Source organism: Mesorhizobium sp. M7A.F.Ca.MR.245.00.0.0, assembly GCF_003997415.1.
GTDB lineage: Bacteria > Pseudomonadota > Alphaproteobacteria > Rhizobiales > Rhizobiaceae > Mesorhizobium.
Genome location: NZ_RZTE01000022.1, coordinates 75,909 through 101,983 on the forward strand (window position 1 = coordinate 75,909; position 26,075 = coordinate 101,983).

Genomic DNA, 26,075 nt, shown 5'->3' on the forward strand with positions numbered 1-26,075 from the left:
TTGCATGTGCTGGAGGAAGGCGACGATCCGCCTTCCACCTATTCGGTTGGAATAGAGCACAACTTCAAGGCGCCGGAACTCATCGTCATCGGCCTGAAGCCGGAAAATCTCCCAGTTCATCATCAACGAGTATTGCAGCCGCGTCCGCTCCGGCGAGGTTTTCCAACCAGGGCAGCGATCGCCCGGTTTTATCGAAGGTTTCGACTGTCAATTCGGCGCCGTTCATATCGACCACTACCGCGAGCATTTCGGCTGGGACCTCTGGTTCTACGACGGCCTGGATTTCGGTGTTCTCCAACTGATCTATCCCACTGTGGACGGGCATCTGGCCGTGGCAGGCCGAGGCGAGCGACTGGTTCCGAGCCTGGCAGCCGCTTCTCGACACCGCGCCGTCGCCATAGGCCTATCTGCCGACGCGCAGAGTCAACGCCCAGAACAGCAGCGCCAACAGGCCGATGCCGGCGCCAAGCACACAGACGCCATTCCAGCCCATTGCACCATAAGCCATGGTCGAGGCGATGGAGCCCAGGGCGCTGCCGACCGAGTAGAAGATCATATAGCCGCCAACCAGTCGGCTGCGCGCATCCGGGCGCCGCGCGAAGATCAGGCTCTGGTTGGTGACGTGGACGGCCTGGATCGCCAGATCGAGCATGACGATGCCGGCAACGAGCAGCCACAGCGACATGCCCATGAAGGCGATCGGCAGCCAGGCTGCCATCATCAGCAGCAGGCTGAAGCCGGTGACCAACTGGCCGCGTCCGCGATCGACGAGGCCGCCGGTCCAGCGCGCACCGAGCGCGCCGGCGACGCCCGCAAGGCCGAAAAGCCCAATCTCGGTATGCGAAAGTGAAAATGGCGCAGCACTCAACGGCAGCACCAGCGGCGCCCACAGCACGTTGAAGCTGGCGAAGATCAGCATGGCCAGCACCGCCCGCACGCGCAGCAGCGGCTCCTGTACGAACAGCAGCAGCACCGAAGCGAGCAGGCGCGGATAGGATGTGCGTGGCCGCTCCGCCTCATGGCGCGGCAGGATGAGGTAGAGAACCATCGCCATGACGAGCGTCAACCCGGCCGAGACAAGATAAACCCAGCGCCAACCGGCGAAATCGGCGACGACCCCTGAAGCGAAGCGGGCAAGCAGGATGCCCAGGATGACACCGCTGGTGACGGTGCCGACCGCCCGCCCCCGCTGCGACGCTACGGCGAGGTCGGCAGCGAAGGCGACCAGCACCTGCACCACCACCGCAAGCAGCCCGACCACCGCCAGGCTCGCCAGCAGCATCGCCGCATTGGGCGCGACCCCGACCGCCACCAGCGCCACGGCAGACAGAATCGCCTGCCCGGCAATCAGCTTGCGGCGATCGAACAGGTCGCCCAGCGGCACGATGAAGAACAGGCCGAGCCCATAGCCGATCTGCGTTACCGTCACCACGATGCCAACCGAGGCCGGCGCGATAGCAAAATCATGCGCCATGGCGTCGAGCAGCGGATGGGCGAAATAGACATTGGCAACGCTCAGGCCGCAGGCGATGGCGAAGATCAGCGCGGTCAATCGTGACAATCCCGCAGGCGGCGGCGCCACCCGAGGCGGCCCATCGGATTGCTCGAGGCTTGTTGCGCCGCTGTTCGCCACCTGCATGTTCATGTCTGCTCTCTCCATAAAAGGTTTCAACTTGAAACCTCTTGCTAGATAGGCAAAACAGTTTTATGTTGCAACCGAAAATCGAATGCTGGACCAACGACTGCCATGGTGAAACGAACGAGCCACCACGAAGCGGATTGCCTCATAGCGCGACCACTGGACGCGATCGGCGACTGGTGGTCGCTGCTCATCGTGCGTGACGCGTTCGACGGCTTGCGGCGCTTCGGCGAATTCCAGAAGAGCCTCGGCGTCGCCAAGAACATCCTGTCGTCGCGGCTGCGCAATCTCGTCGCGCATGGCATCCTCGAAACGGTCCCGGCACCCGACGGCAGCGCGCATCATGAATATGTGCTGACGCAAAAGGGACGCGGCCTGTTCTATGTCCTGGTTGCCCTGCGGCAATGGGGCGAGACCTACTTCGCCGGACCGGGCGAACCCTATACCTTCATGGTCGACAATCTCACCGGCCGGCCGATCAAGCGCCTGGAAGTCCATGCCGAGGACGGTCGGCTGCTTGCCCCCGGCGAAACCCGGCTTGCCGACTTTCGCAACCGCGAAACCGGTTAAGAGCTGCTGCCTGCCAACAGGCGTGGCGGAATCGATTTCCGCTCGACCAGACAGGGAATCGGCTATCGTTTCCTGCAGCACAGAGGGTGGAGTGACCGATGAAAGCCGTCGTCTTCGAGAAATTCGGCGAAGCGCCGACGATCCAGACCGTTCCCGATCCGAAGCCGGCAGCCGATGGCGTCGTCATCAAGGTCGAGGCGACCGGTCTGTGCCGCAGCGACTGGCATGGCTGGATGGGTCATGACGACGGCATCACGCTGCCGCATGTGCCGGGCCACGAACTGGCCGGCATCGTCGTCGCCGCCGGCAAGCAGGTCACCCGCTGGAAGGCCGGCGAGCGCGTCACGGTGCCGTTCGCCGTTGGCTGCGGCCGCTGCTTCGAATGCAATTCGGGCAATCACCAGGTCTGTGAGCACCAGACGCAGCCTGGCTTCACCGGCTGGGGCTCGTTTGCCGAATATGTCGCCATCGAGCACGCCGACACCAATCTCGTGCGCTTGCCCGACGAGATGGAATTCGCCACCGCCGCCAGCCTCGGCTGCCGTTTTGTCACCTCGTTTCGAGCCATTGTCGACCAGGGCCGGGTGAAGCCGGGCGAATGGGTCGCGGTGCATGGCTGCGGCGGCGTCGGCCTGTCGGCGATCATGATCGCCAGTTCCATGGGCGCTAATGTCATTGCCATCGATCTCACCGACGAGAAACTGGATTTTGCCAAAAAGATCGGCGCCGTCGCCACCATCAATGCATCTACGACGCCGAACGTGGTCAAGGCGGTCAAGCAGATCACCAATGGCGGCGCGCATATGTCGATGGACGCGCTCGGCCACCCCACCACCTCGTTCAATTCGATATCCAATTTGCGCCGGCGCGGCCGCCATGTGCAGGTCGGCCTGATGCTGGGCGAGCATGCCCGGCCGCAGGTGCCGATGGACAAGGTGATCGCCTTCGAACTCGAAATCCTCGGCAGCCACGGCATGCAGGCCTACCGCTACCAGGCGATGATGGACATGATCCGCAACGGCAAGCTGAAGCCCGAACTGCTGGTCGGCAAGAGAATCAGTCTCGATGAGGCGCCCGCGGCCTTGATGGCGATGGGCGGCTTCGAGGGCATTGGTATTGGGGTGGTGACGAAGTTCTAAAGCGCGTCGCGTTTGAACGGATCCAGGCGACGCGCTTTAGGTCCTTGTTTTTATGCATGTCGTTCTCCCAAAACCGGGGCCACTTTTGGGCGACATGCATTGGGCGAGGACGGCACCGTCGTCAGGCGGTCGCGCGTCGTGGCAATTCCTGCTTCGCGAATCGCTTGGCGCCTACGACGCAGAGCACGACGCCAAGCGTGACGACCACCATCAGCGGGCTGACCTGCTCGTGCAGCAGCGTCGCTGCGAGTGCCAATCCGAAAAATGGCTGCAGCAGCTGCAACTGCCCGACCGCGGCGATGCCGCCTTGCGCCAGCCCGCGATACCAGAACACGAAGCCGATCAGCATGCTGAACAGCGAAACATAGGAAAGCCCTATCCACGCACTGACGCCGACGCCGTCGAACGAAGGCGGCATGGTCATCAGCGTCAGCACCAGCATGATCGGCAGCGACAGCACCAGCGCCCAGCAGATCACTTGCCAGCCGCCGAGCCTGCGAGACAGCGCAGCGCCCTCGGCATAGCCCAGGCCGCAGGCGATGATGGCAGCCAGCATCAGACCATCGCCCACCGGCGAGGCCGTCACGCCCTGCGTCAGGGCAAAACCCGCGACCAGCGCGCTGCCGATGCATGAAAACAGCCAGAACGCCGGGCGCGGACGGTCGCCGCCGCGCAGCACGCCGAAGATCGCGGTCGCCAACGGCAGCAGGCCGACGAAGATGATGGAATGGGCCGTGGTGACGTGCTTGAGCGCCAACGCGGTCAGCAAGGGAAAGCCGACAACCACGCCAAGTGCGACGATCACCAGCGACAGCAGATCGCCGCGCTCCGGGCGTTTCTGCCGGAACAGAAGCAGCAGCGCCAGGCCAAGCAGTCCGGCAATCGCCGCCCGGGCCGACGTCAGGAATGTCGGATCGAAATCCTTCACCGCCACGCGCGTTGCCGGCAGCGAGCCGCTGAAGATCAACACGCCGATGAATCCATTCATCCAGCCGCTCGCGGTCTTGTCCATCGTATGCTCCGTTTGTCGGCTCCGTATCGCGCGGAGCCGGTGGTATCGCCAGAGACAATGCGGTACAATTATGCAAAACTGTCATGCTTGGCAGAGCAGTACGGATGGACAAACAGACCACAGGAAGCGAGAGCAGCGGAACGCTGGTCGAAGGTGTCATGGCGACGATCCGCCAGCGGATCGCGGCGCGCAGCCTGACGCCGGGAGCGCAATTGCCGTCGATCCGCGCCTTTGCCAAATCCATGCGAGTGTCCAAATCCACTGTGGTCGAAGCCTATGAGCGGCTCGCCGCCGAAGGGACGATCCGCTCGCGGCCGGGCTCCGGATTCTATGCCGCCGGATCGCTGGCGCCGCTGTCGCTGGCCGAGATTGGTCCCCGCCTCGACCGCGCGGTCGATCCACTCTGGATCTCACGCCAGTCCCTGGAGGCCGGCGACGACATGCTGAAACCCGGCTGCGGCTGGCTGCCGGCCTCGTGGATGCCGCAGGCAGGTCTGCGCCGGGCACTGCGCACGGTAGCGCGTGCCGACGATGTCGCACTGGCCGATTACGGCACGCCGCTCGGCCTGCCGCCGCTGCGGCAATTGCTGGCGCGGCGTATGGCCGGGCACGGCATCGAGGCCTCTCCCGAGCAGATCATGCTGACGGAATCAGGCACGCAGGCCATCGACCTGTTGTGCCGGTTCCTGATCGAGCCCGGCGACACCGTGCTGGTCGACGACCCCTGCTACTTCAACTTCCATGCTTTGTTGCGCGCCCACCGGGCCAAGGTCGTCAGCGTTCCCTACACGCCGTCGGGGCCGGATATCGATCTGTTCGCGCAGGCGCTGGCCGAGCATCGGCCGCGCCTCTACATCACCAATTCCGCCATCCACAACCCGACCGGCGCGGTGCTGTCGCCAGTCACCGCCCATCGGCTGCTCAAGCTCGCCGACCAGTCGGAATTGACTATCGTCGAGGACGACATCTTCGCCGATTTCGAACATGCGCCCGCCCCCAGGCTGGCGGCGTTCGATGGCCTGAGCCGCGTCGTCCACATCGGCAGCTTCTCCAAGACGCTGTCGGCGTCGGTTCGCTGCGGCTTCATCGCAGCCCCCCGCGACTGGATCGAGCCCCTGACCGACCTGAAGATCGCCACCACCTTTGGCGGCGGCCGGCTTGCGGCCGAACTGGTGCTGACCCTGCTGAAGGACGGCAGCTACCGCAAGCACATGGATTTGCTCCGCGCACGGCTTGCGCGCGCCATGGGCGAGACGGGCGCCCGCCTGAAGGCGATCGGCATCACACCCTGGATCGACCAGCCGGCTGGCCTGTTCCTGTGGTGTAGCCTGCCGGATGGCGTCGATGCGGCTGAAGTGGCCCGCCGCGCGCTGGCCGACAACATCGTGCTGGCGCCCGGCAACGCATTCAGCCTGTCCGGGACGGCTGGCCGCTTCCTGCGCTTCAACGTCGCCCAATGCACGGACGAGCGGATTTTCAGGGTGATCGAGGCAGCGATGGCGCGACCAAGCTGATCCTGTTGCCTGGACAACCTCCGGCTGCTAAGGGACGGATCTGCGCGTCGAGAGAATATCCGCGCGATCCGGGATAGCGACTATGGGAACCAGCAAGTCAGCAGACAAGTAGGCCGCAACAGCAGTTCGTTGTTGCGGCGGCCCGTCATTTCCCATCTTCAGTGAGAACGGCAGATCGCCGCCAAATGTAGCCATTTGAGCGGATGTTCAATCATGCCTTGTCCAAAAAACCCGACATGGACCACTTCCCTGCCAGCAGCCATGGTGCTGATGGCGCCCTTCGACATCCTGGCCTCGCTGGCCATGGACATCTACCTCCCGATCGTCCCGGCGATGCCGGAGATCCTCAAGACAACGCCTGATGTCATCCAACTGACGCTGAGCCTCTACATGATCTGTCTTGGGCTCGGCCAAATCGTCTTCGGCCCGATTTCCGACAGGATGGGCAGGCGTCCGGTGCTGATCGGCGGCGCGCTTTTGTTTGCAGGCGCTTCCGTCCTGCTCGCCTGCACCTCGCTGGCCATGGTGTTCGTTGCCTTGCGGGTCGTGCAGGCCATCGGTGCATCCGCCGTTCTCGTTGCGACCTTTGCAACGGTTCGAGACGTCTATGCGCAGAGGCTTGAAAGTGCCGTCATCTACGGCCTGTTCAGTTCGATGCTGGCCTTCGTGCCGGCGTTAGGGCCGATTGCCGGTGCGTTGATCGCCGACAATCTCGGCTGGCGCGCGATCTTCCTGACGCTCGGCGGTCTGGCGGTAGCCGCCACCCTCAATGCATGGCCGAGATGGCATGAAACACGACCATTGAATGGCAACGACAGGCGAATGGCGTTTCGTCCCATTCTCTCCAGCTTCGCCTTCTGGGCGTATACGCTCGGCTTCAGTGCCGCCATGGGCGCCTTCTTCGTGTTCTTTTCGACGGCGCCCCGGGTGCTCATGGACCGCGCCGGCTTTTCACAGCTCGGTTTCAGCCTGGCCTTCGCCACCGCGGCGCTGGTGATGATCGTGACCACCCGCTTCGCCAAAAAGTTCATTGCACGTTGGGGCATTGCGGGCAGTGCTATCAGAGGCATGGCGATGTTGCTGCTCGGCGCGGCTCTGCTGGCGGCCGGGCAACTGTTCGCGGCGCCGTCCTTCGCGACATTCGTCTTACCGATGTGGGTCGTTGCCGCGGGTATCGTCTTCGCTGTCTCAGTCACCGCGAACGGTGCACTCGAGGCGTTCGGCGATGTCGCGGGAACCGCCGTCGCGCTCTACTTCTGCATCCAGAGCCTTGTCGTCGGCATCCTCGGCACGCTGTTCGTCATCCTGCTTGATGGAGACACGGCGTGGCCGCTGGTGGGCTACTGTTCGGTCATGGCGACGCTCACACTAGGCGCACTGAGGCATTTGCAGAAACGCCAAACCGAATAGACGGGACAGATGAGAAGCCTGGGCGGTTGGCGCAGGCTTCTCATCGTTGTCAGCGCGACGCCGCGCAGACCTCCCGCACGCGGTCGCGCAACCAGCGTTGCGCCGGATCGGCATCGAGGCGCGGATGCCAGAGCATGGAGATGGTGACCTCGGCGGTGGCAACCGGCAGGGGAAAACTGTGCATGCCGGTGCGTGCACCCTCGGTATGCCGCTCCGGAACGCTTGCGATCAGGTCTGATGTGCGGGCCATGGCAAGGGCTGCCGAGAACCCGGAAACCATGCACACGACCGTCCGCTGCAGCCCGAGCCGGTTCAAAGCCTCGTCGATCGGCCCTTTCTCGCGGCCACGCCGTGAAACGCTGATGTGCCGGCCTGCGGCATAGCGCTCCGGCGTCACCGCGCCCTCGCTCAACGGATGGCCCATTCGCACGGCGCCGATGAAGCAGTCGCGAAGCAATGCCTGGATGCGCACCTCCGGTCCGGTCTCGCCAGCGACGCCTATGTCCAGGTCGATCGCCGCATCGCGCAGCGACATGACGTCTCTATCGGACTTCGGCGCAAAGCGCAGCCGCACGCCGGGCGCATCGGCCTGGATACGGGCAACGAGACGAGGTGCGAATTCTTCGACGAAGCTCTCATTGGTGCGCAGCGTGAAGACCCTGTCCAGGCTCGGGAGATCGAGCAAGGTGGCAGGGCGCAGCAGCGCCTCCGCATCCTGGACGACACGGCCCACCTGTTGTCGCAGTTCTTCCGCACGCGGCGTCGCCACCAGGCCGCGACCGGCGCGAACCAGCAGCGGATCGCCCGTAGCCTCGCGCAACCGCGCCAGCGTCCGGCTCATCGCCGAGGGGCTGAGGCGCAGGCGGCTGGCGGCACGCGCCACGCTGCCTTCGGTCAGCAGGATGTCGAGAGCGAACAATAAGTTGAGATCGGGTGATGTCATCGGCAGATCATGGCATCATATGGCGCCAAACGCACGAATAAGATGCAAATGCTGCGCCTTCCGCCACATTGGCCAAGGAACTAGATCTCCAGCAGTTCCGGTTGTGGGACTGATGGAAGGAGATCGCCGTGGCAATCGCTGAGCAAAATCGGGACGGGCGGCTGACATCGGCGCCGCCACGGATGCAATCCGCCGGCTGGGCGTTGGCAAGCCTGTCGCTCGCCACGCTGCTATCCTCGCTGGGAACCAGCATTGCCAGCGTCGGGCTGCCGTCGCTGATGCAGAATTTCGGCGCGACGTTCCAGTCCGTACAATGGGTTGTTCTGGCCTATCTGCTCGCCATCACCACACTGATCGTCAGCGCCGGCCGGCTGGCCGACATGTTTGGACGCCGGCCGTTGCTGCTTGGCGGCATTGCGCTGTTCACATCGGCATCGGTGCTCTGCGGCCTGGCGCCGACGCTGTGGCTGCTGATCGCCGCACGCGCCGTGCAGGGACTTGGCGCGGCGCTGATGATGGCGCTGACGCTGGCCTTTGTCGTCGAAACCGTGACCAAAGACAGAATTGGCGGCGCCATGGGCCTGCTCGGCGCCATGTCCGCGATCGGCACGACACTTGGCCCCTCGCTCGGCGGCCTTTTGATCGCCGGCTTTGGCTGGCGCGCGATCTTCCTCGTCAATGTCCCGCTGGGTGTGCTCACCTTCGCTCTCGCCTGGCGTGCCTTGCCGGCACGCAATAAAACCGCGCGGCTCGACCGAGGCACGTTCGATGTCATGGGCACTGCCCTGCTGGCCCTGACATTGGCCGCCTATGCGCTGGCCATGACGCTTGGCAGAGGCAATTTCGGACCGCTCAACGTCGGCCTGCTGGTCGCTGCCGGCATCGGTGTTTTTCTTTTCGCCGCCGCGCAGGCGAGTGTGAAAAACCCCTTGATCCAGCTTGCCAGCTTCCGCGACTTCCAACTGAGCGCCAGCCTCGCCATGAGCCTCGTTGTCGCGACGGTAATGATGGCGACTTTGGTGGTTGCCCCGTTCTATCTTTCGCGAGGACTTGGGCTCGATGCCGCAATGGTCGGCCTCGTGCTGTCGACCGGGCCGCTTGTCTCGGCCCTGTCGGCGCTGGTGGCTGGACGCCTGACCGATCGCTTCGGCGCCCACAAGATGATGGTCGCCGGCCTGCTCAGCCTCACGACAGGCACGTTCCTGCTGTCGCTCGCCATGGTGACGCTCGGCATTGCCGGCTATGTCGTTCCGATCACCGTCACCTGCATCGGCTACGCGCTGTTCCAGACATCCAACAATGCAGCCGTCATGGCCGGCATCAGTGCCGGCCAGCGCGGCGTCGTCTCCGGCCTGCTCAACCTTTCGCGCAATCTCGGGCTGATCACCGGCGCCTCGTTGATGGGTGCCATATTCGCCGTCGCATCGGCCGAAAAGCACCAAAGCATTGGTCTTCTGAGTTCCGAGGCCGCCCGGGGGATGCAGGTCACATTTCAGACGGCGACAGTGCTGGCGCTGGTCGCGCTGGTCTTCGCGCTGCTCTCTGCCCGCGCCGCAGGCCGCACGGAATCCAGGGGTTCGTGACGCGCCACACCGCTCAGAGAGTAGAATTCCCAAACAGGCTCAGGCGCCTGCCCGCTTGCGGCGTTCATAGAGCATGACCAGCGTTTCAGCCGTCAAAGCAGGCTTTTCCTCGCCTTCGATCTCGACCGTATTGGCTGCCTTCATGAGATACTGGCCGGGCCCCCTGTCCTCCATGGACAGCAGCGTGATGCGCAGCCTGATGCGCGCGCCGACCTTGACCGGCGCCAGGAAGCGCACCTTGTCGAAGCCATAATTGAAGGCAGCCTGGGTGTTCTCGGGCACGATGCCCATGCCGAGCGCCAGTGCGCCGATGATCGACAGCGTCAGATAGCCATGCGCAATCGTCGTGCGGAACGGGCTTTGCCGCCGCGCCCTTTCAGGGTCGACATGGATCCATTGGTGGTCGCCGGTGCATTCGGCGAACTGGTCGATGCGGTTCTGGTCGACCGTCGTCCACTCCGATACGCCAAGCTCCTGCCCGGCCATCATCCTCAACTGCTCGTAGGTCGGCGGCGCTTTAGGCCGTATTTCGTTCATTCCTGGTTTCCCGATCGCTTCCAAAGCCTCCGGACCACGAACTGACGGCCTCTGTCAATTCGCTCGGCGCGAATCCGTTCCGCCGGTTTCGGCCGCAATCGTGCCACGCCGCGAGCGCAGTCGCAGGCTAAATCGGGATTTCCAGGCTTCAGGGGCCGCTGGCAGCAACGAGCCAGCCTCGGCCATTTCCGCTACTTCTTCTCGTAGCCGGCGCGGATTTCCTCCATCGCCTCCTTGATGCGCGTGCGCAGGATGTCGACCGATTCGGCGCCGGATTTCTTGACCAGTTCAGCCACTTCGCCCGCATTCTTCAATGCGACTTCGAAAGACTTTCTGGCAAACTCCGTCTGTTTGGTCATCAGTTCCTGCGGATTGCCCGGCGCCCTGTAGCTTTGCGCCATGTCCGTGACCTCGCGCAGCGTGTCCTCCAGCATCTCGCGCTGCCTGGACAACAGCGAGGTCGCGCCGGCGGCACTGGCTCGTGCCGATTTCTCCAGCGCTTCGAGGTTCTTGCGGTGATGGGCGAGGATCACCTCGACATCGACATTGGGCACCTTCAGGTCGCGGCCGAACCTGCCGAACATGTCCATGAAGGAATCGGATTCCGGTTGTTTCGCCATGCTCGTTTGCTCCCCTTTGCCGCATGATGCGGGCACCCTCGGCGGGAGAATAGCACTCGCATGCCGTGAGTCCATTCGGACACGGAGGAGTGAGCGCCAGTCTGGTCGCGCATCAATTCACGAGGAACAGCCGCTCGGCCACATAGAGCACGACACCGGCGAGCCCGCCGATGATCATGCCGTTGAAGCGGATATACTGCAGGTCCCGACCGATGTTCATCTCGATCAGCCGCGTCAGCTGCGCAAGATCCCAGCGCTTGACCTGGTCGGCGATGAATGTCGACACGCCGGCCTTCTGGCTGTCCACGAACGACGCCAGAGCCACCACGAACCCTTGGTTCATGTCGGCCCGGATCTGCGCATCCCCGGCAAGATGGCGACCGACCTCGACGAACATGTTGGCAAGATGCGCGCGGACAACCGAATTCGGCGCCTTGGCGTCCTGCTCGATGAACTGGCTGAGGCTTGCCCACATCTCGCCGGCCAACCCCTTGACCTCCGGCCGGGCCAGGAAGTCGCGCTTCAGCTTCTCGGCCCGTTTGGCGTATTGCTTCGATGTTCTCAGCTTCTCGACGAAGCCTTGGGCGAAGCGGTCGAATTCGGCGCGCATCGGGTGGTCGGGATCGGCCCTCACCTCGTCGAGAAGCGAGCCGGCCGAGGCGACGATCTTCTTCAGGAGATAGGCGTCGGCACGGAACAGGTTGAACAGCGACGGCAGTTCCTCGCGGATCTTTTCGCGCATCGTCGCCAGCGCCTGTTCGTCATTGAGGAACCTGCCGATCACCTTGGTGAACTCGTCGAACAGTTTCTGGTGGCGGCGGTCGTCGGTAAGCGCTGACAACAGCTCGGCGGCCAGCGGCGCCAACGGCACCTTTTCGATCTGTTCCAGCATGCGGCTGGTGACGAAGCCGCGCAGGCCGGATTGCTCGACAGCGGCCAGCGTCTGCGGCACCAGCCGCACGACGAAGCGCGACAGGCCGGCGGCGCGCTCCGTATCGGCCAGCCAGTCGGCGACGAGTGCCGAGAAATCGACCTCGGCGAGCTTTTCGCGCACCGGTTCAGGCGCCAGGAAGTTGACCTCGATGAAGCGACCGAGATTGTCGGCGATGCGGTTCTGGTTCTCCGGGATGATGGCGGTGTGCGGGATCGGCAGTCCCAGCGGCCGCCTGAACAGCGCCACCACCGCGTACCAGTCGGCCAACCCGCCGATGGTCGCGGCCTCGGCAAAGGCGGCGACGAAGCCGAGCCATGGATAGGTGCGCTCGAAGGATTTGGCGAGCGCAAACACCAGCACGCAAAGCGCCAGTGCGGCCGCCGCGAGGAATTTCGTCCGCCGCAACGCGGAAAGCTTGGCATCCGCCTCGGCATCGAAACGGACCGGCGCCAGGGGCGAAGCCGATTGTGACATGGGTGAGCCGCTCCTCATCGATCTCAGCCTATTTAGTGTTCCGATGGCCGAAATACCCGCGACAGCGGGTTTCGCCAGGAACTTTCCCCGGCCGCGCACACAAAGTTGAGGAGAAAATTCATCTATCGGGCGAAGCTAGTCTGGAATTATTCCAAGGTATAGGCCATATTCCGCCGAGGCCAATGTGGCGAATCCGGAAATTCGGGTCAAAGCCATATCAGCAAAATTTCCAGATCTGGCGTGGTTGCACCGCACCAGTGCCTTGTGAGGACAAAATGCGGCTTACGCGCCAGACCAACTATGCCATGCGCATCTTGATGTATTGCGCGGCCAATGATGACCGATTGAGCCGCATCCCCGAGATCGCGGCCGCCTATTCGGTGTCGGAGCTTTTCCTGTTCAAGATCCTGCAGCCCCTGGTCGAGCACGGCCTCGTCCAGACCGTGCGCGGTAGGAATGGCGGCGTCAAGCTTGGCCGGGCGGCCGAAGCCATCAGCCTGTTCGATGTCGTGCGCGTGACAGAAGAGAGCTTCGCTATGGCCGAATGCTTCGAGAACGATGCCGCCGAATGCCCGCTCGTCGATAGCTGCGCGCTGAACTCGGCGCTGCGCGAGGCGCTGAACGCGTTCTTCGCCGTGCTGGAGCGCTATACGATCGCCGACCTCGTGGCGGCACGTCCAAATGTGCGCAACCTGCTCGGAATCGACATGCTGGAGCGCCGCGCACCAGCTGCCTGACCCAGCAGGGGCGCGGGCTAGATCTGCAATCAGGCCGCTGACTGAGGCAGCACGAACGGCATATTGCCGGCCGGCAGCACGCCGACCCTGAGCCGGCAGTCGAACACTTTTTCGATCAGGTCATCGCTCAGCACATCCCGCGGCGACCCGGTGGCGGCTAGCCTGCCGCGATGCATGACGAAGATCCGGTCGGCATACATGGCCGTCAGATTGAGGTCGTGCAGGATGGCGACCACGCCGCCGCCCCTTCTGGCGAAGTCGCGGGCAATGTTCATGATGATCAGCTGGTGCTTGATGTCGAGGCTGGAAACCGGCTCGTCGAGGAACAGAAAGCGCGGCTTGCCGTCGAGCACCGGTGCCCAGACCTGGCTCAGCACGCGTGCGAGCTGAACGCGCTGTTGCTCGCCGCCCGAAAGCTCCTGGTAGAAACGGCCGGCAAAGCCGTCGAGATCGACACGCGCCAGCGCCCGTTCCGGCAGCCGCGCATCCTCGCCCGGCAAGACGCCTGAGCGGCCGCCGACAAGGCCGAGCTTGACCACTTCCCGCACGGTGAACGGGAACGACAGCGTCGTCGCCTGCGGCAGCACCGCACGATGGACGGCCACCTCGACCGGCTTCATCGTCGAGAGATCTCGGCCGTTGAGGGCAACGCGCCCGGTGTAGGCGAGTTCGCCGGAAAGCGCTTTGAGGAAGGTCGTCTTGCCCGAACCATTGGGGCCGACGATGGCGGCGATCTCGCCGGGCCGCGCGTGGAAATCGATACCGCTGACGATAGGCTTGCCGGCGATATCAACCGAAACATCCTTGGCCTCGATCATCAAGCCTCACAAATCAACCACGCCGCGCTTGCGCAGCAGGATCCAAAGGAAAAACGGCGCGCCCGCTATCGCGGTGACGATGCCTATCGGCAGTTCGGCCGGCGCAACGATGGTGCGTGCAACCGCGTCGGCCAGAAGCAGCAGCGAGGCACCGAGCAGCGCCGACGCCGGCAGCAGATAGCGATTGTCCGGACCAATCAGCAGGCGCAGCAGATGCGGTACCACGATGCCGACGAAGCCGATGCCGCCGCTGACGGCGACGGATGCGCCGACCGCGGCAGAGACGCCGACGATGGCCGTGTATTTCAGCCGCTGCACCGGAATGCCGAGATGACCGGCGGTCGCCTCGCCAAGCGCCAGCGCGTTGAGGCCGCGTGCCAGGAACGGCATCGCCGCCAGCGCCAGCACGATGATCGGCCCTACCGACGCGATCTTCGCCCAGGTTGCGCCGCCGAGCGATCCGAGTTGCCAGAAGGTCAGGTCGCGCAACTGGCGATCATCGGCCATGAAGATAAGAATGCCGGTCAGCGCCATGGCGAGCGCCGCCAGCGCGATGCCGGCAAGCAGCATTGTGGCAACCGAGGTTTGCCCCCGCCGCGTCGCGACCTGGTAAAGCACCAGCGTGGTGGCGAGCCCGCCACAGAAGGCCGCCAGCGGCAGTGCAAGCGTGCCGAGCAAGGCGGTCACCGGAGCCAATATCGTGGCGCCGAGCACGATGACGGCAACCGCGCCGAGGCTGGAGCCGGCCGAGACGCCGATCAGGCCGGGGTCGGCCAGCGGATTGCGGAACAGTCCCTGCATAACCGCGCCGGAGACCGCGAGCGCCGCGCCGACCAGCATGCCGAGGATGATGCGCGGCAGGCGGATGTCATAGACGATCAGGCTGTCGCGGGCGCTCACCGCGGCGTCATCAGGCACTGTGCCGAACAGCCAGCCCCCGATGACGTTGACGGCCGATGCGTCCGAAGCCCCCGATGTCAGCGACAGAAAAACGGCAGCCGCGAGCCCCAGGCACAGCAGAAGGATGACGATGCGGGCGCGGCCCGACCTGTCGCCTTCGGATACGCTTGCCATCACCGGGCCGGCGATCGATTGATCGACCATGATCCGCCCGTTCAGTCCGTGACCTGCCCGCCATAAAGCGAGACAGCGAGGTCGTGGATGGCATCGGCCGTGCGTGGCCCGAAGCCGAGCAGATAGGCGCCGTCGATGCGGATCAGTTTGCGCGCCGTTCCGGCCGGCGTCAAGGCGATCGACGGATTGCCGAACAGTTCGTCGTCCGACACCGGAGGTCCGGCATTGCTCATCATCAGGATCACGTCCGGTCTGGCGGTTATGATCGCCTCGTCGGACATTTGCTTGTAGCCGGAGAAGCCCTCGACCGCGTTGACGCCGCCAGCCAGCTTGACCATACCGTCCGCCGCGGTCTCGCTGCCGGCCGCCAGGATCTTGCCGCCTTGTATCGACAGCACGAACAGGATGCGCTTGCGTTCCTTGATCGACGTCGTCTGCTTCTCGGCTGCCGTGAGCTTGGCATCGAGTTCCCTGGCCAGCACCTCGGCCTTGGCGTCGACGCCGAGCGCCTTGCCGACGATACGGACCTTTTCGAGGATGCCTTCGTGGCTATAGTGCTCGGGCACTTCGATGAACGGGACGCTCGTCTTCTTCAAGACGTCGACGGCTTCCTTGGGACCGCTGCCATGCAACGCCAGGATGCCGGTCGGGTTGACCGAGAGCACGCCTTCCGGTGACAGCGCACGCATGTAACCGACATCGGGCAGATCAAGCGCCGCCTTTGGGTACCGGCTGGTGGAATCGCGAGCCACCAGATGCTTTTCCTCGCCGAGCGCATAGACGATCTCGGTGATCGAGCCGCCAACGGCCACGATTTTCGAAGGATCGGCAAACACGGCCGTGCCTTCCATGGCGCTGGCGGATTGCAGTGCGATAACAGCCATGGAGAGACCGATCACCGGCCCGAAAATAGATCCGCGCACGGTCGACAATCTTGGGAAAAAACGCATCGCATTTTCCTCAGGCTGCGGTCGGGCTTGGGATGCGCGGCAGGTTTTCCGCCAGGAAGCGCCAGTCGTCCCGCTCGCTTTCGCCTTCATGGCGCTTGCCGAAGAACTGGATGAACATCTTGCCGCCGGAATCATAGACCTCGAGCGAGGTGACATGACCGTCCTTGGTCGGCTTGCGCACCGCCCAGACCTCCTGGATGTGGTCGGTCCGCAAATGCAGGTGGAAGGTTTCGTCCAGCACGTTGATCCATGGCCCCATCGGTTTGATCGACTTGATCGGACCGGAATGGATCTGGATGCAGCCGCGGTTTCCCACAAAGCACATGATCGGCATCTCGCCCTCCGCAGCGTGATGAAACATGGCACGGACGGCATCATTGTCGAGCTGCCAGGCATAGTCTTGCCCGACCAGGCGCACCGCCTGCCGGCGGCTGAGCTTCAGCGTCTTCAGCATGCCGAAGAACTGGTGCACATCGGTCAGCCGGCTCCAGCGGTCGCGCAGATCGTCGAGATTGGCGGCCGCTTCGTCGCCATGGCTCTCGTCATCGGGGAGTGGTCCCGAAATGTCGACGGTCGGCTCCTGATTGGACGATTCGAGCGCGGCAACCAGCTTCTGATAGGCATAGAGGCTGGAGGCCGGACGCAAATGCACCTTGTGCACGGCCTCGCCCGCCGCATCGAAAAACTGCAGGCTGCGGCGGATTTCGTCGCCGTCTCGCTTCTCGACGGCAAAGCCGTGTGCCCAGACCTTCGGGAAGATGCGCAGGTCGATGTTTTCGCCAAGCACCATGGCATTGTGGTTGCCGGTGACGACCTTGTCATAGACGCCGATCTTTTCGTGCACCGCGCTCTCATTGCGGGTCAGCGCCATGACCTCGCCGACGGCCTCGAGGCCGGTCAGAAGATCGTTGACGCGCGGCTCGATGCGCACGACGCCGTCGCCGCAATGCGCGGCGACCAGTTCGGCTTCCGAAATGCCGAGCTGGGCAGCCAGATCACGCTCGCGCGTCTTCGGATTGTCTGTCCGTGCCCGCCGGATTTCATGCGGGGCGGGTTTTACGCGCTGATCCATGTTTCGTCCCTGCTGCCTAGAGCAATTCCGGGAAAAGTGTGAAACGGTTTTCCGTCCGGAATTGCGTTAAAACAAAGAGCTAGAGCGGTTCGGCGTTTCCGTGAAACGGTGAACCGCTCTAGCCTTACTTGTTGAGAATGAGCTTGCCCTGACGGGTGATCTTCAGCCGGTAGAGCGCACCGTGATGCTCAATGCCGATCTCGTGCTCGCCCTGGAACAGAGTGTTGCTGGACAGGGTTCGCACCGCCAGCGGAACCCGGTCGAAACGGGTGGGGGCCGAGGCATCGTCGGAACGGCGGACGCGATAGCGAAAATCGTTGGGATTGTGGGTGTTCATCTCTGTCGATCCCTTTCCTGTGCCGGGCGTCTGGCTAGGCGTTGCGTAATCCGATTCATTTCTTGACTTGAATAATCATGTTTACTAGTCAGTGCAATACCGGATTAAATGAGTCAACATTTAAGACGCCGGAGACGATCAAAAATGCCAGCCAGCCCCGGGCCAGCCAGCATGAAACCTGGACTTTGGAGTTGGGGCATGGGGTTGGTGACTTGGGAATGGCGTAGCCGGTCGGCGGCGAACGGCGCGGCGGCATTGTTGGCAAGCGTGGCGGCTATCGCCTTGTCGGCGCAATTGGCTAACGCCCAGCAAGCGGCCCAGCCGACAGAGCAAACGAAGAAGGCTGAAGAAGAAAACGCCGCACCAGCGGGAGCAACGCTGCTCGACAAGATCCTCGTCATCAGCCGCACCGGCGAGACGGCGATCGAATCGCTGGCATCGACCAGCCATGTCGGCCAGGAACAGCTCGACCGCCGCATGGCGACGACGCCGAATGAGATGCTGCTTGGCGTGCCCGGTGTCGCGGCGCAGGCCGACGCCAGACGCGTCAGCACCAGTATCAACATCCGAGGCTTGCAGGATTTTGGTCGCGTCGCGGTCATCGTCGACGGCGCCCGTCAGAACTTCCAGCGTTCCGACCACGGCACGCAGTCGACCTTCTACATCGACCCCGAACTCGTCAAATCCGTGGATGTTATCCGTGGTCCTGTCGCCAACACCTATGGCTCAGGCGCCATCGGCGGCGTCGTCTTCTTCGACACCAAGGACGCCGGGGATTTCCTTAAGCCGGAAGAAACATGGGCCGGCTCCGTCACGGGACGCTATGAGAGCAACGGCAAGGGCTGGACAACAAGCGCATCCGGTGCCTACCGCCTCAACGAGAACTGGGATGTGCTCGGCAACATCGTCTACCGCAACTATGACGACTACAAGGATGGCGGTGGCGACACCGTCAAGGGCACCGGCTTCGATGTGCTTAGCGGCCTGCTCAAGACCACCATCCGGCCGACCGACAACAGTGAGCTGAAGCTCGGCTGGGTCGGCTCAAGCGACGGCTGGAACGAGATCAGCGGCGGCGTGCCGGTCAATGACGTCGACCTGAAGTCGAACACCTTCACCGCCCGCTACAACATTACGGATGAGGACAAGAGCTGGCTCGATCTCCATATCAACACCTCCTACAACAAGACCAATCTCGATCTGACCAGCCTCGTGCCTCTCAACCGGTTTGACCCGAGCACCGGCCTTCCAGTTGTTTTGCCGGCTGGCTCGACATCGACATTCGACATCGGCACGACCAGCATCGACATTTGGAACACGTCCAGATTCGAGACTGCGGGAATCGCGCACGAACTGACCTATGGCGGCGACTGGGCCGGCGATAAAGTCGAGACCGGCGGCACGGCCGGTGGCGACAGCTTCTATACGCCTTCCGGTAAGCGGAACGTCTCCGGCGCCTATGTCCAGGACAAGCTCACCTGGGAGTGGCTCGAAGTCATCGCCGGGCTGCGTTACGACAATTACAGCCTCAAGGATGACACCCACGAAACGTCGGGGGACCGGTTGTCGCCGCGCATCACCGTCGGCGTCTCGCCTTTCGACAGCGCCAGCCTTGCCGGCCTGCAATTCTACGGCACCTATGCGGAAGGATACCGGTCACCCTCCCTGTCGGAAACACTGATCAGCGGTCGCCATCCGGCAGGTGTCACCTTCCCGTTCCTGCCCAATCCCAATCTGCGGCCGGAAACCGGAAAGACCGTCGAATTCGGCGTCAACTACAAGCAGGATGACATCCTCGAAGCCGGCGATGCGCTGCGCATCAAGGCAGCCTATTTCAACAACGATGTCGAAGACTACATCGATGGCGTTACCCTGTCGCGGTTTGACCCGACAGCCGGCTGCCCGAGCGGACCCGGTATCCCGATATGCTTCCAGTACCAGAATTTTGCCAAGGCCAAGATCGACGGCTTCGAACTTGAGGGCGTCTATGATGCCGGATGGGGCTATGCCGGGCTTTCGGCCTCAATCACCAATGGTCATACCATTTCCTACAAGGACGTTCGGGCCGACCTGCTGACCATCCCCTCATCCCAGGTCACCGCGCAGCTCGGCTTGCGCTTCCTCGAGGACAAGCTGACCGTGGGCGGCGAAGTGCAATACAATGGCAAGCCCAAGGGCAATCCGATCGCCGAGGACTACACGCTGGTCAATGCTTTCGCCAGCTACCAGGCGACGGACAATTTGAAGATTGATTTCCGCGCCGACAATCTGTTCGATGTAAAATACGCCAACCCGCTCAACCTGACCACGGCCGGCCAGCCGCCGCAGCCGGTTTTCGCGGCTTACGAGCCCGGCGTCACCCTGAAGCTGGCGGCGACGATGCGATTTGGAGGCTGATGACCATGACGAGCTTGATGACATCCCTTCGTCTGCTGACCTCGATGCTGGCGATGTCGCTTGCGATGGTTCCGGCGTGGGCACAAGAGTCCGCGCCGGTCCCTGCGCTGACCCTTGAACTCAACGGTGCACAACCTTCCGACAAGGGTTGCCGCCTGACGTTCGTGGTCAACAACAATCTCGGCGCCGACCTGTCCAAGGCGGCGTTCGAGATCGCCCTGTTCAACGAGGCCGGCGTCGTCGACCGGCTGACCGTGCTCGACTTCAAGGAATTGCCGGCAGGCAAGACCAAGGTGACGCGTTTCGATCTGGCCGGCACCGAGTGCTCGAAAGTCAGCCGCGTGCTGATCAACAGCGCGACCGAATGCACCGGTACCGGCATCGAACCGAACGCCTGCATGCGAAAGCTGAAGACGGACACCAAGACCGGGATCGCTTTCGGAGTCTGAGGTGGGGCTGCATCATGCATTCCCGCGAAACACCGTAGTGCAGCCTCTGGCCGGCGATAGCAGACTGCCGGCGAACGATCTTGATTTGACAACTCTGCTCTTGTCGCTGCAGGTCTCGCGGCGAGACATGCAGGACATCAATCCCCTCCCCGAGGCCGGCGCCGAGCTGACCATAGAGCCAAGCGAGCCGCTCGCGCTGCCGCGGCCATCGGCCTGGAGCCGCAAATGGACGGCGGCGATCGTCGTCTCCTGCCTGCTCCATGTCGCGGTGGCGGCGGCCTTTCTGATCTCCCCTACGGGGATTTCCAGTTTCCAGGACGCCGAGCAGCCGGAAGGTAGTGAACAGTCGGGCAGCAACGTGGCCGGCAGCGCGCTGGACAAGGACCCGGCGGCAATAAACGTTGCACTGGTGCCCAGCCCGCAACCGGCCAAACCACAGCCGGCAACGCCGCCCAAGCCGTCGCCGCCAACGGAGCCTTCGCAACCCGTGAAGGACGCAGCAAAGCCGCTCAAGCCTTTGCCGGAAGCTGTCAAACAGCAGACGCTGACGCCCGACATATTGGTGGCCGGTGCCCCGCGCTCCGATGATCAGACCGTGGATAGGAAGGCCGAAACACCAGCGGAGCCAACCGTTCAGGCCGAGAGCACGGAAGCGCCTGTCGCCGTTCCGGAGCGGCCTCCGATCCCTAGAGCCAGGCCAACTCCGGCAGCTGCCCCTTCAGAGATGGCGGATGAGAAGCGCGGCACGGCGTATGGCGAGGACCGGTCGGCGCAAGCAGCCAGCAAGGGCAAAAGGCAAAAGGAGGCAGGCACGGCCGCGGAAGACAACTACCGCGGCGATGTTTTTAGAAAGCTCGGCAGCGTCAATCGCACCCTCCCGCCTTCCCTACAGCTGGCGGCACGCAACAATGCGGTTGTCACATTCGTCATAGGCAGGAAGGGCAACATAAACGAGTTGCGCATTCTGGAAACCTCAGGATCGGCGGCTTTCGATCAGGCAGCGCTTGGCATTGTCCGCAAGGCAGCCCCCTTCCCTCCGATTCCACCACAGGCAGCAAGCGCAAATTTGGAGTTCGAGACCGAAATCGGCCCATTTTGAATGTGCGCAGAACAAACGCTGCAGCCGCCAATCGTCAACATCCGCACGAAAGGAACCGCCATGTACATCGCAATGAACCGCTTCAAGGTGCAGACCGGCTCGGAGAACGATTTCGAAGCCGTCTGGAAGAACCGCGATTCCAGCCTTGCGGAGATGAAGGGGTTTAGGGAGTTCCATCTGCTGCGTGGCCCGGTCAACGAGACCGAAGGCTACACGCTTTTCGCGTCGCACACGGTGTGGGCCAGCCACGACGATTTTATCGCCTGGACCAAGTCCGAGAATTTCCGCGCCGCCCACAGGAATGTCGGCACGACAAAGGTCCATTATCTCGGCCACCCCCAGTTCGAGGGTTTTTCGGTCGTCGAAGGCGCGTAATGCATGTCGGCCAAAAGTGGTCCCGGTTTTGGGACAACGACATGCATAGAAGCAAAAGTTGACCGGGGTCAGGCCCCGGCCAGCAAGCTCGCATTGCCGCCCGCAGCGGTGGTGTCGACGCAGACCGCGCGCTCATGCGCATAAGCCGCCGGGTTGAGCACCTCGGTGACCAGCGGCACGATTGGGCCGGAGCGGTCGGCGATGACCTTGCGCACGATGCGCGCGGCCTCGGACGTGCCCGAAAAAGCGACGACGTCGACGCGTAGCGCGCGCGCCTCGACCGGATCCGGCCGGCCGTCGATGGCGGCCAGCGGCAGGCCCTTGCCGGTCAACGCGGAAAGGGCTGCCGGTGCACCCGGCGCAACGGCCAGCACGGCATTGCCGGCGGCGAGCGCCTGGATCGTCTGCGCCAGCAGCGTATCACCATCGGGACCGAGGCACAGCACCCGTCCGCGTGGCGACAGCGAGAGCGTGTTGGCCTCGCCGGTCGGCCCGGGCAGGTCGATCTGGCCGAAATCGATGCCGGCGGCGGCACCTATGGCCGCAGCACCCTTGCCGCGCAGATGCTTCCTCAGAATGGCGATCCGGTCCGGACGGGTCGACCAGCCGCCAAGTGTGGGATCGGGCAGATTGTCGGCAAGTTCGGTCGCCGTCACCTTATGGCCATCCTGCAAATCGGTGCCAGCCTCCGGCCCCTTGCGGAAGCGGCGGAGATAGTGCGGACCGCCGGCCTTCGGGCCGGTGCCTGAAAGCCCCTCGCCGCCAAACGGCTGCGAACCGACGACGGCGCCGATCTGGTTGCGGTTGACATAGATGTTGCCGGCATGGATGCCGTCGACGAAATGCTGCACGCGGCCCTCGATCCGGGTGTGCAGCCCGAAGGTCAGGCCGTAGCCCTTGCGGTTGATGGCGGCGATGACCGAGTCGATCTCGTCGGCGTCGAAACTGGCGACATGCAGCACCGGCCCGAACACCTCGCGCTCCATGTCCTCGATACCCTTGACGCGGAAGACGTGCGGCGCGACGAAGCGGCCCTCCTTGGGTGCCTCTAGCTTGGCGATCAGCCGGCCCTGCAGGCCCATTTTCGTGCAGTACTCGCGGATCGAGTTCTGTGCCTCGTCGTCGATGACCGGGCCGACATCGGTCGAAATCCGCCAGGGATCGCCGACATTGAGCGCCTCCATGGCGCCCTTCAGCATCTCCAGCATCTTCTTCTCGACGTCCTTCTGCACATAGAGCACGCGCAGCGCCGAGCAGCGCTGGCCGGCACTCTGGAAGGCCGAGGCCAGGATGTCGCGCACCGCCTGTTCGGGCAGCGCGGTGGAATCGACGATCATCGCGTTAAGGCCGCCGGTCTCGGCGATCAGCATGGCGTCGGGCTCGGCCGTCTGGGCCAGCTGCTTCTCGATCAGCTTGGCAACCTCGGTCGAGCCGGTGAAGCAAACGCCGGCAATGCGCGGGTCAGCGGTCAGCGGGCCACCGACCGACGGGCCGTCGCCGGGCAGAAGCTGGATGACGTCTTCCGGCACGCCAGCCTCGCGCAGCAACTCGACAGCCCGGAAGGCGATCAGCGGCGTCTGTTCGGCTGGCTTGGCGATAACCGAATTGCCGGTGACGAGCGCGGCCGCGATCTGGCCGGTGAAGATGGCGAGCGGGAAATTCCACGGCGAAATGCAGACGATGGCGCCGCGCGCTTGCGTGCCCGCCTCCGCATTGGCCGCCTCGGTGGCGTAGTAACGCAGGAAGTCGACGGCCTCGCGCACTTCGGCGACGCCGTCGGCCAGCGATTTGCCGGCCTCGCGGGTGGCGAGTGCAAAGAACTCGACCGCATTCGCCTCATAGAGATCGGCGGCGCGGTTGAGGATCGCTGCGCGCTCGGCGACAGGACGTTTCGCCCAGGCCGGCTGCGCCTCCACCGCAAAGCGCACGGCGGTCGCGACCTGCTTGGCAGCGGCTTCGCTGACCGTGCCGACCACTTCGGAAGGCTTGGCCGGATTGACGATCGGACGCTGCTTGCCGTAGCCGGCGGCCCGCGTGATCGGCTTGGCATGCCAACGATCCGGCCCAGCGAAGGCCGTCCTGGCCGTGTCGATCGCCGCCAGCGTCACCGTGTCGGTGATGTCGAATCCTTTCGAATTGCGACGCCCAGCCCCAAAAATTTGGGAAGGCCGGGCAATCGCCGGATTGGCGGCCGGACCCTGGCTCTCGACCGTTTCGAGCGGATCGCGCGCAATGTCCTCCGGCTCGACATCCTCATCAGTCAGCTGGTGCACGAAGGAGGAGTTGGCGCCGTTCTCCAGCAGCCGGCGGACCAGATAGGCCAGCAGATCGGAATGCGCACCGACCGGTGCATAGATGCGGCAGCGTGTGCCTTCGGACCGTCGCACCGTCTCGTGCAGCGCCTCGCCCATGCCGTGCAGGCGCTGGAACTCGAAGGAATCGCGATTGTCCGCCATCGCCAAGATGGCGGCGACGGTGTGGGCATTGTGGGTGGCGAATTGCGGATAGATCCGGTCTGTCATCGACAAAAGCTTCTTCGCGCAAGCCATGTAGGAAACGTCGGTGTTGGTCTTGCGGGTGAAGACGGGATAGCCGGACAGTCCGAGCGTCTGCGCCCGCTTGATCTCGGTGTCCCAATAGGCACCCTTGACCAGCCGCACCATGATGTTGCGGTCGTATTTCCTGGCCAGCGCATAGAGCCAATCGATGGCGAAGGCCGCGCGTGGCCCATACGCTTGCACCACCACACCAAACCCGTTCCAGCCGGCGAGTTCCGGCTCGGCCAGCACCCGCTCGATGACGTCGAGCGACAGATCGAGGCGATCGGCCTCCTCGGCATCGATGTTGAGGCCCATGCGCGAATGGCGCGCGGCCAGCGCCAGCGACAAGAGCCGGTCTGCCATGACAGGCAGCATCTCTTCCTTCTGCGCCACCTCGTAACGCGGATGCAGCGCCGAAAGCTTGACCGAGATGCCGTGGTTCTGCCTGATGTCAGGACCGTTGGAGCCGGAATCGAGCGACGAAATCGCGTCGGCATAGGCCTTGTGATAGCGCAAGGCGTCGGCCTCGGTGCGGGCCGCCTCGCCCAGCATGTCGAAGGAATAGAGATAGCCCTTCTGCGTCATCGGCCGGCCGCGCTTGACGGCTTCCGTGATGGTGCGGCCGAGCACGAACTGCTCGCCCATCTCGCGCATGGCGGCGGCCACCGCCTTGCGGATGACCGGCTCGCCCAGCCGCCGCACCATAGAACGCAGCGTGCCCTCGATGCCGCCCTCGCCCTCATCGAGGACGCGGCCGGTCAGCATCAGCGCCCAGGTCGAGGCGTTGACGAAGATGGAGCTCGAACCGCCCGAATGCGCCGACCAGTCGTGCGGCGCGATCTTGTCGGCGATGAGGTCGTCCATCGTCTCGGTATCGGGCACGCGCAGCAGCGCCTCGGCCAGGCACATCAGCGCGACGCCTTCCTTGGTGGAGAGACCGTAAGCGGAGAGGAAGACTTCCATCAGCCTTGGATCGGACGAGCCACGCACCGCGCGCACCAGATCGGCGGCGCGAGCCGAGATCGCCTTGCGGTCTTTCCCGGAGAGCCCCGTCGCCTCGGCAAGCCGCTTCACGGCCTCGTCTTCGTCGGGCAGGTAGTTGGCGCGGATCTGCTGGCGGATGGCATCGAGCGCTGGCATGGCGGTCCCGTGGATCGAGCAAAGGGGATCGGGCCGGCGGTCACCGGACCGAATGGCGCAAGCTAGCACAAGTGCGAAATTTCGACCGGTCCAAAGAAATCGACATTACAGGTCATTCGATCTATCTTAGTGGCCTAGAATTGACATATGGACTGCATTTTCGATGACAGAAGACCAATTGGACCGCATCGACAGGAACATCCTGTCGGCGCTGGCAAGCGATGGCCGGCTTTCCATGTCCGAACTGGCAGCAAAGGTCGGCCTGTCGAAGACGCCGGTGCAGGCGCGGGTGAAGCGGATGGAAAAGGACGGCTACATCCGAGGCTACCAGGCGATCATCGACCGCGAGCGCATGGGCGAAGGCCATGTCGCTTTCGTCCAGGTGAAATTGTCCGACACTAGATCCGCCGCGCTCGACGCCTTCAACCGATCCGTACAGGCCGTGCCGGAGATCGAGCAGTGCCACATGATGGCGTCGAGCTTCGACTATTTGCTGAAGGTGCGCACCCGGGATATCGCCGCCTATCGCCGCGTCCTGGGCGAGCGCATCTCGGCCCTGCCCCATGTCGCCCAGACCTCGACCTTCGTGGCAATGGAGACGGTCAAGGATCGGTAGAGCGTAGGGATGGCTGAAGCCTCCCCAACTTCGTCATCCTAGGGCGAAGCAGGAGCGAAGCTCCGTCGCGGAGACCCTGGGATCCATGCCGCGACC

24 protein-coding genes are annotated in these 26,075 nt (G+C 63.6%); 11 read left to right on the forward strand and 13 right to left on the reverse strand.

Annotation, left to right across the window (positions count from 1 at the left end):
* Window positions 1-85: 85 nt before the first annotated feature.
* Together EOB80_RS35440 and EOB80_RS21505 are read right to left on the reverse strand one after the other, a co-directional pair.
* A complete protein-coding gene (locus EOB80_RS35440; RefSeq protein ID WP_245463653.1) occupies window positions 86-298 on the reverse strand; it encodes a hypothetical protein in 213 nt (70 codons plus the stop codon).
* Window positions 299-403: 105 nt separating this feature from the next.
* The gene (locus EOB80_RS21505) at window positions 404-1,645 is read right to left on the reverse strand and encodes an MFS transporter (protein WP_127329583.1); all 1,242 of its coding nucleotides are present in this window, start codon (window positions 1,643-1,645) and stop codon (window positions 404-406) included.
* A gap of 102 nt (window positions 1,646-1,747) precedes the next feature.
* On the opposite strand from EOB80_RS21505, the gene EOB80_RS21510 reads away from it, so the two are divergent.
* Together EOB80_RS21510 and EOB80_RS21515 are read left to right on the forward strand one after the other, a co-directional pair.
* Complete coding sequence (locus EOB80_RS21510; protein WP_127321572.1) at window positions 1,748-2,209, forward strand: helix-turn-helix domain-containing protein; 462 nt, start codon at window positions 1,748-1,750, stop codon at window positions 2,207-2,209.
* 98 nt (window positions 2,210-2,307) lie between these two features.
* Complete coding sequence (locus EOB80_RS21515) at window positions 2,308-3,348, forward strand: zinc-dependent alcohol dehydrogenase family protein (RefSeq protein WP_127329585.1); 1,041 nt, start codon at window positions 2,308-2,310, stop codon at window positions 3,346-3,348.
* 121 nt (window positions 3,349-3,469) lie between these two features.
* Here EOB80_RS21515 and EOB80_RS21525 read toward each other — a convergent pair whose 3' ends face one another.
* Window positions 3,470-4,360, reverse strand: coding sequence for a DMT family transporter (locus EOB80_RS21525; protein WP_127329587.1), 891 nt, complete (start codon window positions 4,358-4,360; stop codon window positions 3,470-3,472).
* 104 nt (window positions 4,361-4,464) lie between these two features.
* Between EOB80_RS21525 and EOB80_RS21530 the strand changes: the two genes are divergently transcribed.
* On the forward strand, window positions 4,465-5,874 hold the full coding sequence (locus EOB80_RS21530; RefSeq protein ID WP_127329589.1) for a PLP-dependent aminotransferase family protein: 1,410 nt from the start codon (window positions 4,465-4,467) through the stop codon (window positions 5,872-5,874).
* 213 nt (window positions 5,875-6,087) lie between these two features.
* The gene (gene cml, locus EOB80_RS21535) at window positions 6,088-7,284 is read left to right on the forward strand and encodes a CmlA/FloR family chloramphenicol efflux MFS transporter (protein WP_127329591.1); all 1,197 of its coding nucleotides are present in this window, start codon (window positions 6,088-6,090) and stop codon (window positions 7,282-7,284) included.
* A gap of 49 nt (window positions 7,285-7,333) precedes the next feature.
* Here the strand turns inward: cml and EOB80_RS21540 are convergent, their stop codons facing one another.
* The gene (locus EOB80_RS21540) at window positions 7,334-8,227 is read right to left on the reverse strand and encodes a LysR family transcriptional regulator (protein WP_127329593.1); all 894 of its coding nucleotides are present in this window, start codon (window positions 8,225-8,227) and stop codon (window positions 7,334-7,336) included.
* Between the two features lie 128 nt (window positions 8,228-8,355).
* On the opposite strand from EOB80_RS21540, the gene EOB80_RS21545 reads away from it, so the two are divergent.
* On the forward strand, window positions 8,356-9,810 hold the full coding sequence (locus tag EOB80_RS21545; protein ID WP_127329595.1) for an MFS transporter: 1,455 nt from the start codon (window positions 8,356-8,358) through the stop codon (window positions 9,808-9,810).
* 39 nt (window positions 9,811-9,849) lie between these two features.
* Here the strand turns inward: EOB80_RS21545 and EOB80_RS21550 are convergent, their stop codons facing one another.
* The 3 genes from EOB80_RS21550 to EOB80_RS21560 all read right to left on the reverse strand — a co-directional run bounded on the left by EOB80_RS21550 (window position 9,850) and on the right by EOB80_RS21560 (window position 12,375).
* On the reverse strand, window positions 9,850-10,347 hold the full coding sequence (locus tag EOB80_RS21550; protein ID WP_127267530.1) for a MaoC family dehydratase: 498 nt from the start codon (window positions 10,345-10,347) through the stop codon (window positions 9,850-9,852).
* 191 nt (window positions 10,348-10,538) lie between these two features.
* Entirely contained in the window at window positions 10,539-10,967 is a 429-nt protein-coding gene (locus EOB80_RS21555; RefSeq protein ID WP_127267529.1) for a phasin family protein, read from the reverse strand.
* A 112-nt stretch (window positions 10,968-11,079) separates the two neighbouring features.
* On the reverse strand, window positions 11,080-12,375 hold the full coding sequence (locus tag EOB80_RS21560; protein WP_127329597.1) for a DUF445 domain-containing protein: 1,296 nt from the start codon (window positions 12,373-12,375) through the stop codon (window positions 11,080-11,082).
* 275 nt (window positions 12,376-12,650) lie between these two features.
* On the opposite strand from EOB80_RS21560, the gene rirA reads away from it, so the two are divergent.
* Window positions 12,651-13,112 carry an iron-responsive transcriptional regulator RirA gene (rirA, locus tag EOB80_RS21565; RefSeq protein ID WP_127267528.1) on the forward strand — a complete coding sequence of 154 codons (462 nt, stop codon included), beginning with the start codon at window positions 12,651-12,653 and terminating at the stop codon, window positions 13,110-13,112.
* A 29-nt stretch (window positions 13,113-13,141) separates the two neighbouring features.
* On the opposite strand, the gene EOB80_RS21570 is transcribed toward rirA, so the two are convergent.
* The 5 genes from EOB80_RS21570 to hemP all read right to left on the reverse strand — a co-directional run bounded on the left by EOB80_RS21570 (window position 13,142) and on the right by hemP (window position 17,363).
* Complete coding sequence (locus tag EOB80_RS21570) at window positions 13,142-13,930, reverse strand: heme ABC transporter ATP-binding protein (protein ID WP_127267527.1); 789 nt, start codon at window positions 13,928-13,930, stop codon at window positions 13,142-13,144.
* Window positions 13,931-13,936: 6 nt separating this feature from the next.
* A complete protein-coding gene (locus EOB80_RS21575) occupies window positions 13,937-15,034 on the reverse strand; it encodes an iron ABC transporter permease (protein ID WP_127267526.1) in 1,098 nt (365 codons plus the stop codon).
* An 11-nt stretch (window positions 15,035-15,045) separates the two neighbouring features.
* Window positions 15,046-15,954, reverse strand: a complete 909-nt coding sequence (locus EOB80_RS21580; protein ID WP_127329599.1) for a hemin ABC transporter substrate-binding protein — start codon at window positions 15,952-15,954, stop codon at window positions 15,046-15,048.
* A gap of 10 nt (window positions 15,955-15,964) precedes the next feature.
* Window positions 15,965-17,026, reverse strand: coding sequence for a hemin-degrading factor (locus EOB80_RS21585; RefSeq protein WP_127329601.1), 1,062 nt, complete (start codon window positions 17,024-17,026; stop codon window positions 15,965-15,967).
* Window positions 17,027-17,150: 124 nt separating this feature from the next.
* Window positions 17,151-17,363 (reverse strand): hemin uptake protein HemP, encoded by a 213-nt coding sequence (gene hemP, locus EOB80_RS21590; RefSeq protein ID WP_127271521.1) that lies wholly within the window; start codon window positions 17,361-17,363, stop codon window positions 17,151-17,153.
* 198 nt (window positions 17,364-17,561) lie between these two features.
* Between hemP and EOB80_RS21595 the strand changes: the two genes are divergently transcribed.
* The 4 genes from EOB80_RS21595 (at window position 17,562) to EOB80_RS21610 (ending at window position 21,683) form a co-directional block, all read left to right on the forward strand.
* Complete coding sequence (locus EOB80_RS21595) at window positions 17,562-19,760, forward strand: TonB-dependent hemoglobin/transferrin/lactoferrin family receptor (RefSeq protein ID WP_127329603.1); 2,199 nt, start codon at window positions 17,562-17,564, stop codon at window positions 19,758-19,760.
* A gap of 5 nt (window positions 19,761-19,765) precedes the next feature.
* A complete protein-coding gene (locus tag EOB80_RS21600; RefSeq protein ID WP_127329615.1) occupies window positions 19,766-20,209 on the forward strand; it encodes a hypothetical protein in 444 nt (147 codons plus the stop codon).
* A 268-nt stretch (window positions 20,210-20,477) separates the two neighbouring features.
* Entirely contained in the window at window positions 20,478-21,308 is an 831-nt protein-coding gene (locus EOB80_RS21605; protein ID WP_245465859.1) for an energy transducer TonB, read from the forward strand.
* Between the two features lie 60 nt (window positions 21,309-21,368).
* Window positions 21,369-21,683, forward strand: coding sequence for an antibiotic biosynthesis monooxygenase (locus EOB80_RS21610; RefSeq protein WP_027039045.1), 315 nt, complete (start codon window positions 21,369-21,371; stop codon window positions 21,681-21,683).
* Window positions 21,684-21,751: 68 nt separating this feature from the next.
* Here the strand turns inward: EOB80_RS21610 and putA are convergent, their stop codons facing one another.
* On the reverse strand, window positions 21,752-25,363 hold the full coding sequence (gene putA / locus EOB80_RS21615; RefSeq protein WP_127329605.1) for a bifunctional proline dehydrogenase/L-glutamate gamma-semialdehyde dehydrogenase PutA: 3,612 nt from the start codon (window positions 25,361-25,363) through the stop codon (window positions 21,752-21,754).
* A gap of 163 nt (window positions 25,364-25,526) precedes the next feature.
* Between putA and EOB80_RS21620 the strand changes: the two genes are divergently transcribed.
* A complete protein-coding gene (locus EOB80_RS21620) occupies window positions 25,527-25,979 on the forward strand; it encodes an Lrp/AsnC ligand binding domain-containing protein (protein WP_127322599.1) in 453 nt (150 codons plus the stop codon).
* Window positions 25,980-26,075 lie beyond the last annotated feature (96 nt).

Excerpts from the sequence above, each read along its gene's own strand:
- EOB80_RS21510 (WP_127321572.1), top strand. The coding sequence starts at position 1,748 with ATGGTGAAACGAACGAGCCACCACGAAGCGGATTGCCTCATAGCGCGA.
- EOB80_RS21505 (WP_127329583.1), bottom strand. The coding sequence starts at position 1,645 with ATGAACATGCAGGTGGCGAACAGCGGCGCAACAAGCCTCGAGCAATCC.
- EOB80_RS21550 (WP_127267530.1), bottom strand. The coding sequence starts at position 10,347 with ATGAACGAAATACGGCCTAAAGCGCCGCCGACCTACGAGCAGTTGAGG.
- EOB80_RS21585 (WP_127329601.1), bottom strand. The coding sequence starts at position 17,026 with ATGGATCAGCGCGTAAAACCCGCCCCGCATGAAATCCGGCGGGCACGG.
- EOB80_RS21575 (WP_127267526.1), bottom strand. The coding sequence starts at position 15,034 with ATGGTCGATCAATCGATCGCCGGCCCGGTGATGGCAAGCGTATCCGAA.
- EOB80_RS21610 (WP_027039045.1), top strand. The coding sequence starts at position 21,369 with ATGTACATCGCAATGAACCGCTTCAAGGTGCAGACCGGCTCGGAGAAC.
- EOB80_RS21555 (WP_127267529.1), bottom strand. The coding sequence starts at position 10,967 with ATGGCGAAACAACCGGAATCCGATTCCTTCATGGACATGTTCGGCAGG.
- EOB80_RS21525 (WP_127329587.1), bottom strand. The coding sequence starts at position 4,360 with ATGGACAAGACCGCGAGCGGCTGGATGAATGGATTCATCGGCGTGTTG.
- EOB80_RS21515 (WP_127329585.1), top strand. The coding sequence starts at position 2,308 with ATGAAAGCCGTCGTCTTCGAGAAATTCGGCGAAGCGCCGACGATCCAG.
- EOB80_RS21540 (WP_127329593.1), bottom strand. The coding sequence starts at position 8,227 with ATGACATCACCCGATCTCAACTTATTGTTCGCTCTCGACATCCTGCTG.
- EOB80_RS21620 (WP_127322599.1), top strand. The coding sequence starts at position 25,527 with ATGACAGAAGACCAATTGGACCGCATCGACAGGAACATCCTGTCGGCG.
- EOB80_RS21530 (WP_127329589.1), top strand. The coding sequence starts at position 4,465 with ATGGACAAACAGACCACAGGAAGCGAGAGCAGCGGAACGCTGGTCGAA.
- EOB80_RS21595 (WP_127329603.1), top strand. The coding sequence starts at position 17,562 with ATGGGGTTGGTGACTTGGGAATGGCGTAGCCGGTCGGCGGCGAACGGC.
- hemP (WP_127271521.1), bottom strand. The coding sequence starts at position 17,363 with ATGAACACCCACAATCCCAACGATTTTCGCTATCGCGTCCGCCGTTCC.
- EOB80_RS21560 (WP_127329597.1), bottom strand. The coding sequence starts at position 12,375 with ATGTCACAATCGGCTTCGCCCCTGGCGCCGGTCCGTTTCGATGCCGAG.
- EOB80_RS21580 (WP_127329599.1), bottom strand. The coding sequence starts at position 15,954 with ATGCGTTTTTTCCCAAGATTGTCGACCGTGCGCGGATCTATTTTCGGG.
- cml (WP_127329591.1), top strand. The coding sequence starts at position 6,088 with ATGCCTTGTCCAAAAAACCCGACATGGACCACTTCCCTGCCAGCAGCC.
- rirA (WP_127267528.1), top strand. The coding sequence starts at position 12,651 with ATGCGGCTTACGCGCCAGACCAACTATGCCATGCGCATCTTGATGTAT.
- putA (WP_127329605.1), bottom strand. The coding sequence starts at position 25,363 with ATGCCAGCGCTCGATGCCATCCGCCAGCAGATCCGCGCCAACTACCTG.
- EOB80_RS21570 (WP_127267527.1), bottom strand. The coding sequence starts at position 13,930 with ATGATCGAGGCCAAGGATGTTTCGGTTGATATCGCCGGCAAGCCTATC.
- EOB80_RS21600 (WP_127329615.1), top strand. The coding sequence starts at position 19,766 with ATGACGAGCTTGATGACATCCCTTCGTCTGCTGACCTCGATGCTGGCG.